General features: G+C 56.7%; 10 protein-coding genes and 1 pseudogene. 1 reads left to right on the top strand and 10 read right to left on the bottom strand.

The window, feature by feature from the left end:
• Positions 1-13: 13 nt before the first annotated feature.
• Genes AABB31_RS00115 through AABB31_RS00095 form a run of 5 tightly spaced genes read right to left on the bottom strand, consistent with a single transcriptional unit; the run spans position 14 to position 3,335 of the window.
• Positions 14-1,303, bottom strand: coding sequence for a TrbI/VirB10 family protein (locus AABB31_RS00115; RefSeq protein WP_342075158.1), 1,290 nt, complete (start codon positions 1,301-1,303; stop codon positions 14-16).
• Positions 1,300-2,031 (bottom strand): type-F conjugative transfer system secretin TraK, encoded by a 732-nt coding sequence (locus AABB31_RS00110; RefSeq protein WP_342075159.1) that lies wholly within the window; start codon positions 2,029-2,031, stop codon positions 1,300-1,302. Before AABB31_RS00110 ends, AABB31_RS00115 begins: the two co-directional genes overlap by 4 nt.
• Positions 2,028-2,582, bottom strand: a complete 555-nt coding sequence (locus AABB31_RS00105; protein WP_342075160.1) for a TraE/TraK family type IV conjugative transfer system protein — start codon at positions 2,580-2,582, stop codon at positions 2,028-2,030. Before AABB31_RS00105 ends, AABB31_RS00110 begins: the two co-directional genes overlap by 4 nt.
• A 1-nt stretch (position 2,583) precedes the next feature.
• Entirely contained in the window at positions 2,584-2,877 is a 294-nt protein-coding gene (gene traL / locus AABB31_RS00100) for a type IV conjugative transfer system protein TraL (protein WP_342075161.1), read from the bottom strand.
• 59 nt (positions 2,878-2,936) lie between these two features.
• Positions 2,937-3,335: a TrbC/VirB2 family protein gene (locus tag AABB31_RS00095; RefSeq protein ID WP_342075162.1), complete on the bottom strand. Its 399-nt coding sequence runs from the start codon at positions 3,333-3,335 to the stop codon at positions 2,937-2,939.
• A gap of 329 nt (positions 3,336-3,664) precedes the next feature.
• On the opposite strand from AABB31_RS00095, the gene AABB31_RS00090 reads away from it, so the two are divergent.
• Positions 3,665-4,396, top strand: a complete 732-nt coding sequence (locus AABB31_RS00090; RefSeq protein WP_342075163.1) for a hypothetical protein — start codon at positions 3,665-3,667, stop codon at positions 4,394-4,396.
• 49 nt (positions 4,397-4,445) lie between these two features.
• On the opposite strand, the gene AABB31_RS00085 is transcribed toward AABB31_RS00090, so the two are convergent.
• The 5 genes and pseudogenes from AABB31_RS00085 to AABB31_RS00065 all read right to left on the bottom strand — a co-directional run bounded on the left by AABB31_RS00085 (position 4,446) and on the right by AABB31_RS00065 (position 10,915).
• Positions 4,446-4,988, bottom strand: coding sequence for a hypothetical protein (locus AABB31_RS00085; protein ID WP_342075164.1), 543 nt, complete (start codon positions 4,986-4,988; stop codon positions 4,446-4,448).
• Positions 4,989-5,897: 909 nt separating this feature from the next.
• Positions 5,898-6,209, bottom strand: a pseudogene (locus AABB31_RS00080) (transposase); the annotation flags it as partial.
• A 251-nt stretch (positions 6,210-6,460) separates the two neighbouring features.
• On the bottom strand, positions 6,461-7,069 hold the full coding sequence (locus AABB31_RS00075; RefSeq protein ID WP_342075166.1) for a hypothetical protein: 609 nt from the start codon (positions 7,067-7,069) through the stop codon (positions 6,461-6,463).
• A 23-nt stretch (positions 7,070-7,092) separates the two neighbouring features.
• The gene (locus tag AABB31_RS00070) at positions 7,093-7,731 is read right to left on the bottom strand and encodes a transglycosylase domain-containing protein (RefSeq protein ID WP_342075167.1); all 639 of its coding nucleotides are present in this window, start codon (positions 7,729-7,731) and stop codon (positions 7,093-7,095) included.
• Positions 7,732-7,963: 232 nt separating this feature from the next.
• Positions 7,964-10,915: a Tn3 family transposase gene (locus tag AABB31_RS00065; protein WP_342074899.1), complete on the bottom strand. Its 2,952-nt coding sequence runs from the start codon at positions 10,913-10,915 to the stop codon at positions 7,964-7,966.
• Between the last annotated feature and the right edge of the window lie 29 nt (positions 10,916-10,944).

The raw sequence follows: 10,944 nt of genomic DNA, 5'->3' as shown, positions 1-10,944 counted from the left end.
GAGGGGATGCGGATTAGCCAAGGTCGACCCCCTCCATGAAGACAAGCTCAACATTGGTGCCGCCATAAAGCGAGACGACAGGCTGATACTGTTCAGCGCGTTCGATGTAGTATTCGCTCAGGCGGTCTGCGGCCCCTGAAATCCCACCTGCAACAGAGGAGGCTCCAGCACCACGCAGGGCTTCATCAAAGGACGCAGCATCGGCGTTCGAACCAGCCTGGCCAATGCTGGAGACCCCTTCCGCAAGCCCGGACAGTGCGCCTGCGATGCCTGCGTTGCGAACAAGGGGGCCTTCGCGTGAGACAACCAGTCCGCGGGCCCCCGCTTTGCCTGCGCCGCTCATATAGCCCGTCACTTCGCGCTCAAAGACATGGGTGCCGGATTGGACGCAAGAGAGTTTGAGCAAGCGCACATAGACGCGTTCGGAACTCAGATCGCCGCGTGCTGAACCAGTGACTGTGCATCCCGTGAGATCGATCGAGTGACCGCGCGTTGTTCGGGTGCCCGCAGTAATCGCAGGGCCCGTGATCCGAAACAGGACTGGGACGGGCTCGGCTTGGCTGGCAACTGAGGTCGACGCATCGACACCGGACAAAACGAGTGCAGGTGCGTAGGACCCGGCGGGCAGGTAGTTCCGCAAATGTGGCGGGTGTTTCTCTTCTTCACCTGGGACTTCGGGCCCTACAGCAAGTGCGAAATTCCGAGTAAAGGGCTGTGCTTGCAAAGGAGGCAAGCCGCCAGGCCCCGTCAGCGTTGCTTGGTTGGCTGGGTCTTGGCGCTGATCGGACCGCGTGTGGAAAGGGATCAATCCATTGTTGTTTCGCGGAACAGCCGCGGCGGGCGAGAGGAATTCGCCCAATTGGTTATGTTGTTGCCCTGCAACTCCGGCTTGAGGTGCTACGCGCGACACGCCACGCCCTTGCGCAACAGAAGTCAGTTGCGCTTCAAGCTGCGTGATCTTGTCCTCATAGCGGGCGAGAAGCGTGTCGGTCTGGCTCTCCAGTTCAGCCAGTTCTGTCGAGGCGCGTTGTTCAGAAATCCGCAAGGCATTTTGAAGGTTCTCGACCTGTGCCGATAGCCCTTCGACTTGGCCTGCAGCGCTGTTGATCCAGGACATTTCCGGCGAGGCGGCGCGGGTTCGATCCGCGATGATGGATGTGTTAATCCCGCTTTCTCCGGTACCAGCAGCAAAGGCGCCCTGATGGTTGTTTAGAATCTGGCTGATCGAATAGAGCGCAAGGAGCCCGAGGCTGCCCAGAACACCAGCAATGATCCATTGGCTGCGTTGGCGTGACTTGCTCATAGCGTTCCCTCCACTGTGATGACCCAGACTTTGCCGTTGGTGACGTTGTCATCGACCCAAACGGCCAGAACGCTGCGGCTTTGATTGTAGAAACTGGCGGGATCAGGCGCGGTCCCGCCCGGTGCAGCAACAACAGAGATGCGCGCACGTAGCCCACCATTTGAGTAGCGGCCGCGCACGCCGAGGCTACGGCTCGCCGCCGAGCGGTCTGCAATGCGTCGCGCGTGAACGAGGCGCACAAAATCGACGAGTCGTTCTGTCCGGCTCTTAGGAATTTCGGCGGCGACAGGTGTGGTTGCAGCCGCACCAAGTGTCGAATTGACGGCAAAACCACCCGCTCCTGCATTCCCGCGCCCAGAGTTGCGGCCGGTGATGGTGATCAAGACGGTTTGCATCTCGATCCCGTCCTTCGGGGTCATAATGAATCCAACAGTGACACCGCTTTCCGTGACGATGTAGCCCGCCTCCTGTTCAGCGGGACCGCCTGCATAACGCAGAAAAACGTCGCCAGTGCCTTCATCGTTGACCATCTCGAAGGAGCTTTCGGTTTGCAGAACTTTGGAGATGCGATCCCCGGCAACCGACAGACGGGTTGGCCCATCAACGGAGACGTTGAACCGGATCTGGCCATCTTGTGGTGTGCTGATCCGAACGGTTTCGGCAATTGCAGCGTTGCCGACAAAGTGGGCGAGGAGGACAAGTGTCGCGCGAAGAATGACCCTTTTCATGATGCATTCTCCTCAACATCGATCGAGGCAAGACGCACAGAGGCTGCTTCCTCGATGAAGTTCAGCGTGATGGTGCGTGGTTGCTGTCCGACACGTTCTGTCTCAATGAAGGTTGCGAGACTGCCCTTGACCACAACGCGCAGTCCGCTCGCATCATGATCAACGCGCTCAGGGAAAAAGACCGTCGTAATGCGTCGCTCGCGGATATCGTCAGCAACGGTGTCGAATGCTTCGAGCAATGAAGGACGATCCCGCAGGCTTGCGAGCTTCTCAACGACCCGGCGGCCATAAGAGGCGGTTTCGGGAGAGACGTTGTAGAAGGCGTAGATCGTGTCCAACGCCAGCGACTCCACGTATCGCGCGTCGACGGCGCCGACCGCGACCATTCCATCGCTAATTCTGGAGGGGATCAGAACAGTCGTTCGCTGGACCTGTGTGTATGATCCGACCAGGAATAGGTTTGAGACCAGGAGCAGGAGTGCGATCACAGCGAATACGGATCTTTGCCAACGTGCGGCGCGAAGCTGTCGGGTGAGTGCGTCGGGTGTCATTTCATCCCCTCCAGTGCGAAACGTCAGAGCGGGGGAACGCGCGATAGGGCGACACCTGGAAGGGCAGATACCAATATGCTGCCGCCTTCAGGCGTTCGACACCACCTTCGCCTTTCAGCTTGCGCCAAAAGAAGAAGACGATCAGGCCAACAATGGCCCCGCTGATCAGATGGCGGCTGAGAAACCCGACGGCAGCCGGAATGAGAAACGCGGCTGCGTCATCAAGTGTGAAAAACAGTAGACGTCCAGGTGCTTCCAGCTTTTGTTCGATACGAACAACGTTTGGGTCGTCCATGAAAATATCCCCCTGAGTTTGGGGGCCCCGTCCAGTCCGGGGCCCGCTGAGGCCGTGGCCTAAACAGGACCCACAATTGCGGGGTCAAAGTCAGTGTGTGCGACTTGGGTAACGTCGAGCATATCGACGGTCGCGGTCACGCCACCGATGCCTTGGACGATGTTGACGCCGTAGCCGATCAGGAAGGCGACCATCACCGATGAGATGACCCATCTCCAATTCGAGGTCACGCCGTAGACGGCGACACCAATGATCAGAGAGATCAGCAAGACCAGGGCACCGAAGTTGCCCCCGAGCATGCCCGTCAGGTCGGTAAGCATGGTCGAGAATGACGCATCGATACCTGTTGTCGCCGTGGACGCCGCCAGCACAGTGTTTGGCATCAGGAAGAGGACCGCGAGGCCTCCGGTGAGAGCACCTGTACGTTTTCGCATCAGGAGGTATGAGAGAAGTTTCATGTTAGATATCCATGTTGGAGAGGGCACCGCGCCCCCACCAAAAGGCTAACGACCGACTCCAATTTCGGGCAACTGAAATGTGCCAAAAATAAAAGATGGCACGTCAAAAAATGCGTATATAGTGGTTATAGTATTGATTAAGAATAATTAATTACTGAACGTATAACGGAAAAAATAGGACATATCCGCATTGCCAAAAGCACATATTTGACTCATCGGTCAAACAACATATATGTCGGCGGCAAGTCTCGGAGCTTGTAAGAATCGTCAAGGAGACACGTTTGAGCGAAACGTCGGCAGCACTCTCTGGCCAAATAGTGGGCCCTTCAATGGAACCGTTTTCAGCTGGATCGACGATCTCGATCAATGCCGTCACATGGAAGCAGATTGAGCAATCACGACCCTTGGGCAAGCACTTCCGGGTTGCGGTGGTGCCGGAGTCGATGAACCCCAAAGCGCGCGGCAAAACAGCGAGAATCCTGTCTTTCCACGTCTTTATGGTGAATGAGCTGGATGGGACAGAAGATCTCGTGATCGATATCGTAGATGACCATGTTGTTCCTGGTGCCGTCCCAGCGAACACGGTCATAGATTACGTTGCTGCCTACTCCACCCAAGCCGAATTAAGAATTCCGTTTTCCAAGAACGCGTCGCAAGGCCCGGCTCCTGAGGTGCGCATTGAGCCATATCTCACACCGTCTCGTGTGCAATGGACCATCACCATCGATGGCAAAACACTGAAAGGCGAGGGAAGGCTGCCACGCCTATTCACCCTTAAAGAAGCTGTACAGATGGTGTCCGAGACCAAAGCACCTGAGATGACATTGTTGATCACGAAGCCGCTCCGGAAACTAGCCAAAGCAAAAGACTTTCGGATGCAGGCAGTGACGGCAGCTCTCGAGAAGCTTGGTATGAAGCTTAAGCGGTGGTCTCAGGAGAACGATCTTAAGTATGAAACACTCTACAAAGTCATCACGCGGGGCGACAACGCCCCAAACGAACGTGCGGCCATCATGAAGCTCACAGGCTTGAGTGAAAAGAAGCTGTGGCCTGACAGCTAAGTACGAACGGCGAGTGCGAGGGGGGGGCGAGCAGTCCCTGGGCGGCAATTTAGTGGCGATAGCCATCAAACCCATCTGAGGGTCGTTGATGCAGGGCGCCGATGCCGCAGTCTTTGCATCCTGAACCAAACTCACGTTCCAAAATGTTGGGATTATTTGCCAACAAAAGACAAGCTGCACGCGATGTCGCCAGTTTCAGAACGCTGGAACACAGCGCACCGCAATCGTCGGGAAGCTCGGTGGCAACAGCGACGCAGAACCCTACTTCAGCTTTGATTTGGTCGGAAAGGAACTCAATTCCGCGGGCGATTGGGTCACTCCAGCGTCCGGTCGAGCAATCACCAAGATTTCTGGTTTGTAGACCGGAGAATGATGTTGTTGTCAGACTGAGCTCGCCCGGTCCATCGTTCAATCCAATAGCGACTGCAGTCCCTAGGGTGAGGGGCGCTTCTCGTTTTGCAGTGCAGGGCCCAAAGGGTTCCGTGCCTTGAAGCCGAAGATTCACTTCAGCAAAGCCAACGGCGGCGGCCTGTGTGTGAAAGGATGCGGAGTAGTTATGGCGAGCTGCTTGGGCGAGTTTGAATTCAGACACGTATAGTCACCTCGTAAGAAACTGAATTGTCGCGCGGTCGCCTGGATAGAAGAAATGAGTTTGGGTCTTGGGACTAAAGTGGATGTTGGTCGATGCGCGCCTTGGTTGAAAACATTGTTGTGTTGATCCTGTTAGGGCAGAATGGATCGTAGTCTTCATTTGCGCACGAAAAGGAACGACACAGAACGACATGGAAATCTATAAGTCGCTGAAAAATATTGATATAAAATTCGTTCTTGCCGCATTGTCTTGGTTGACTTCGGTCGGTCAAACTACAGCCATCTTGTTTCTAACCCGTTCGCTAAAGGCTTTTGTCAATTGTCGCTCTTTTGGACAGCCCGTGTGGTCACAACGCTGCTTTCAGAGTTCAACAAAGAAGTAGTTGGAAACCGCAATTTAATCCGCAGGGGACGATGTAGACTAGAACCGGTTTCTGGTTGGTGTTAATTCACCCAATAGATGAGACCCGAAAGTCAAAGAAATCAACGACCGCTGGTTTGGATTGATGAGACTAGGGCAGGGCGCATAGATAGCATCGGTCGTTCTTGCCGTCTGCAGGGAATGTCTCAAGTGATGAAGGTTTTTCGACGCGGGCCATTGCGCGCGGGCTCGGCTGGCATTGACTGTGGCCCGTGTTGACAAACCTCTCAGGGAGGAAGCCGCGGGGTCTGGGTGCAGTCTATGGGGAAAGAGCGTTTTTGGTTGGGTCTGTAGCTCTTACGGATGCATCGGTTTTGGCAATGGAGGCTTTGGACCACGAGGTCCGCGAGCGACTTTGGCCTTCGGTTGTCCAAGATGTGAATGGTTGAGCGTTCCCAGTTTGGCTTTTGGTTTTGCGTCGGCCAAGTGAGCTTTGCCGATCTGGCTGGGCCAGCCGGTGTGCGGATGATGGTATGAACCAGCTTCTGGTCATGCGGCCGGCTTTCTGGGTGGTGCGCGTGATCTCGGGACTTGACCTCGGCGGAATGTCTCGATGATGCGCATGGATCCACCACATTCTGGGCATGGCTCGCGCAACGTCAGCGGGACGAGCTCGGCATTGGGCGTGTCTTCTGGCGTGGCCTTTCGAACACCGAGCAATGCCCGGATCTTAGCGATGTTGGATTTGCGCTGCGCGGAAGCGAGGAGTCCGTAGTGGCGGATGCGGTGGAAGCCTTCAGGCAGGACGTGGATCAAGTATCGGCGGATGAACTCATCTGTCGCAAGCCGCATGACCTTCATCCGATCAAGGAGATTTGCGAGACGCGCGTGCGGTTTGGTTATCGGCGTGTATGCTGCTCAAGCAGCATAACAGAGCAGATCAGTGCGCCGCCAGAGCGCTTTAACCGGACGGGCACCGTCGATGTGCTGACATTGGCGATTTGACAGCCAGCGTTCAGGTAAGGCGCCGCGAAAGGGGACGCAGAGCCCGAAGGAACGAGTTGCGGCAACGCCGCGAATGGCCGCTCCCAGAAAACACGATAATGAGGTTTTCAGTTGCGGTGGCAGGTTAAGCCATGTCGGTACATCGCGTGCGCGAGCGACGACATATCACTAACCCGCACAGGCATTACCAATGCAGTGTTGATCGAGACTGACACTAAAAAACGTTCATCATCAGACAAATGTCGTGCGGTATGATTTCGTTGAGCAAATTGGCCTTGCCCGCCAGACCTGATTTCGGAAAGCCAATTCTCAAGTTCCATCGATTTGGCTCGCACCTCATCGGGGCTAAGTGTCCTTCGATCACTCCAAGAAACACGGAGTTGCCGCAGTTTGATGTTGAGCTCTTCCATAGATGACTCTATTTCGCCGTCGCGTTTAAACCAAGCAACGTTATATCGCGTCGAGAGCTGCTTGACGTATGGCCAAGAAAGACGCCCTGGATCGGTCTCATAGCTTTGCACATCAAACCTGCTCACGGTGACAAAGGGCTCAGAGGTTTCTGTCAACTCGACATTACAGCCCTGTACAGTCGCCTCAAAATGGCCAGTCAGTCGGTCGTCTTCATGTATGGGCACCGACGGAAAGAACTGAAGAATCTCGTTCTCGGCAGCGGCTTGACCGCCGGTCCAAACGACCAAGATAACTGTGCAGATCATTCGCCTCCACATAACGACAAGCATTACTCCAGAGGCTCGCATCGCACCAATGGGTCATTCACATGCAAGGCCGTCTGGATGGCACGGTCAGCTTCGTCGCTTGATATGAAACCGGCGTTTCGCATTTCCATCAACACGAAGTTTCTGCGTTCAATAGCCCGGTTATGTGAACGAACTGGATGGAACCGCACAGGCGCTTTAGGTAGTGCCGCAAGGTAAGCGATTTCCTCAAGACTCAAGTCGGCAATTGATTTTCCAAAGTAAACCATCGAAGCATTTGAAAGACCAAAACAGGCTTGCCCAAGGAAAACCTCATTCGCATACCAGTTCAGAATTTCATCATGCGAGAGTGCTTCGCCTACCGCGAATGAGAGCACAACTCTTTGATGCTTCTCGACAACTGGCTGAGGATACCACTGTCCAATCTGTCTTGTGATGGTTGAGTGTTGCGGCGGCCTGTCAAAGAACTGGCGATCCTCTGCGGCAACAAATGCTAGCATAGCAATATGGGGTATTGTTGGCCAGCCAGCTGCTGACACTTGATAGTGCTCACTTACTTGATCAGGGCTTGGCAGCTCCGGACCCGTGTTCTCACCTGTTGCGACAGTCGTCGAGGTAACGACAATGAAAAGGGCGAGAAGCAACTGTGGAAAGAGACGCATGAGGAAGCCCAATAGTAAGATCCCATGCAGGTTATGGTGTAAGGACTCGAATTGCCAGCATATGCAAATGTCGCTTTGCTAGGTCGTTCCTGAATGTCGAAAGCGGATGAGGTGGGTGGCTCCTGCTCCACCGGCATCGAATGTGCCAAAGTGCAGTTATCAACGACTGCTAGGCCCCATCGGAAGGTTTGTTCGTAGAACCACGCTAAGGAAGAACTTCCAGCGAACACAATCAGGTTCCCCAGTCTCTGGCTGGCCTGATGTTCAGTGGCCGCGCAATTTTGCGGTCGGCGGCCCCGGAATGCCAATCGAAGTCGCCTGATAGGATGACGTGCTCCCATCCGAGCGGCGAGGTATGCGCAAGCAGCTTGGCGTCATAGAGGGGGCTGTTCTGCGCGAGGTGGTTGGCGGCCTTGCCCATGTAAATCGTGTTCCAAAATGTGATGGCGGCGATGACGAGGTTGAGCGCCATGGCCCGTTTTTGTTGGGCCGCGTCAGAGCGGTCATGAATGCGCCCTTGGGCGTGGGCAAAGACGGCCCTGGCCAATGAGTGGCGCGCTTCTCCTTTGTTCAGGCCAGCGTGGCATTCCATGCGTAGGTCGGCGCTCTCGATCCAGTCGAGCATGAAGAGTGTGCGCTCGATCCGGCCGATTTCACCCAGGGCGAGATATAGCCGGTTTTGCTGGCGGTACGCCCCAAGCTTGCGCAGGATTTCAGACGGTTTGAGAGACTTGTCGCGGATGCTGGCCGCGAGCCGCATGATATCGCCCCAATGCTGCCGGATCACCTCTTCGTTGATTGGCCTCCCAATGAGGGAGGACAGAGTGGGCCACGCCTTCGCGCTCCCGAAGCATGCCAGCCGCCGGTCAGGAAAGTCGCGCAGGCGCGGGGCAAAGGTCATCCCCAAGAGATGGAACAGGGCGAAGACGTGGTCCGACACGCCGCCGGTATCTGTGTAATGTACAAGTGGGTCGAAGCTGGCCGGGTTGGTCAGGAGGCCATCAAGCACGAAAGGGGCTTCGCCTGCCGTTGCCCCGATGACGCTGGAATGGAAGGATCCGTACTGGCCCGACAGGAAGGAATAGAGTTTCAGGCCGGGATCAGGCCCGTATTTCGCGTTGATGAGCCCGCTGCCGCGATTGGCAGCAAAGAACTGGCCGTCCGATGAGCTGTGCTCCGCCGCACCCCAGTGCTGCGCGAAGGGCAAACCATGATGGGCGTCGACGATACGCCCCAAGGCATCCGCGAATGTCTCCGGCCGAAGATACCATGTCTGCGCCCAAGTCAGCTGCGCGTGGCTGACACGCGATGAGGCATGGGCCATCCGCTCCAGGCCGAGATTGGTGGCCCCGGCCAGGATCGTGGCCAGAACGGCGGCAGGTTCATCGTGCTGCTTGCCAGACCGCAGGTCAGTGAAGGCATCAAGGAACCCGGTCTGCGCGTTTACCTCCCAGAGCAACTCCGTGATGCGGATGCGGGGCATCACGGCATCAATCGCCCGTTCCAGTCGCACGGCGGCGGGCGGTGTGACCGCGTCATGCGGCGTAATCTTCAATCGCCCGCGCTCAATTCGGACACCAGAGAGCGCCTTGCGCTTCAGGACGCGCTCTACTTGGTCAAAACGTTTCTCAATCGTCACTCGCCGATCAGACAACCATGCTTCCGGATCTGTCTCGAAGCCCGCATTCCGCATAATGGTTTCAGCCTTGTCCCGGGGCTTCAGGTAGCTGTCGAACCGGCGATACTCACGGCTTCCGTCGACCCAGATATCCCCGGCGCGCAGGCGCTCGCGCAAGGTGGACACAACGGCGGTCTCGTACACACGCCGTTGTGGCTGACCATCCTGGACGATCAGCGACGACCAATGTTTGGCCGCGAAGGGCATGGGCGGATCATCGGGCAACTTGCGTTTACCTGTGCGGTTCTGTTCGCGCAGCAAGGCGATTGCGTCCTTGAGGTCATCCCCCGCATCGGTGGCCTTGAACTCGAAAGCCTCAAGGAATGCAGGGGCAAACTTGCGCATATAGGCGTAGCGCTCAGCCGCCAGAGCGAGCGGGTCACTCGTTGCCAGCTCTCCGAAACCAGCGATTTCGTCACGCTTGCCCAAGAGAGTTTCCCATCCGACATCAGCATCCAACGCAGCAAAGGGATCTTGCCCCAGATCTTGTGCGCGGGCCATGGCATCAATGGACGCGCCAAAGAGCTGCATCAGCTTGCCAACCCGGGTTTTTCCCATGCGCCAGACCTCCTCTTGGCGATTGCGGGAACGTGAGAAGAGCTGGCCTGTCAGTCGCTCGAACATGGCGATGGTCGCGTCGGTGATCGTGATGGATAAATCCGCCATCTGCGCCGCGAGCGTTGCAATCCGCCGTCGTTCGCCAAAATCGTTCAGCAAGCTCACAGGGGCCACAGCGCCCTCGCGCGCGAACTTGAGCAGCCGGTCGGGGTGGAGGCCGTGCCCAAGGTTTGGCGGTAAATTCAGCGATCGCAGATAGTTCAAGCGATCCAGAAGCGCGGTCATGCTGGCCGGACTGGTCGAATACGGATAGCCCCGCAACCACGTGAGACGCGTTTGCCCAACCGATGGATCATTGACCAAAAGCGCCTGCAACTGGACACGTTGCTCCGGTGAGAGAGCATCAAACAGCGCGGCGGCAGCCTCGCGCCGGGCGCGGGCCCGCCCTTTCAGCGCAAGGCGCTCGAGCGTATCCACGCTCGGCAACACCAGATGCTGCTTGCGCAGCTCCCCGACCAGCGTCTCAACAATCTTCACGCCGTGATCCGTCGCGAAGGCCGCCCTCGTGGCGACATCCTCCGCTTGCTGGACATGTTCAGGTCCGAAAGGGGCAAGCCCCAAGTGGCGCATCGCGACGGCATGATGTTCGTGCCGCGTATTCCGCCTGATGGCATATTCGTCGAGAGTACAAGCCTCCACCTGAAGTTGTTCAGCAAGCCAAGTGATCAGTTCCGCTGGCGGCATGATGCCGTCGCTCCACCCGAAGCCCGGGTAGCGCAGCAGACAAATATGCACCGCGACACCAAGGAGGTTTTCGGCGCGACGTCGAGTGCGGATCAGGTCAATGTCGTCCCCGCTCAGCAGATAATGGCGGATCAAAGCATCAGGATCTGTCGGCACCTCGAAGAGGTCTGCATGCGCGCGGGAAGAAAGTAGTCGGCGGGCCATAAGGTGTCCTCAAAACGTAGTTGCACGTT

Source organism: Yoonia sp. SS1-5 (genome assembly GCF_038443705.2).
GTDB classification, from domain to species: Bacteria; Pseudomonadota; Alphaproteobacteria; order Rhodobacterales; family Rhodobacteraceae; genus Yoonia; species Yoonia rhodophyticola.
Note: the sequence above shows the minus strand (reverse complement) of the source record. Positions and strands in the feature narration are given on the sequence as shown.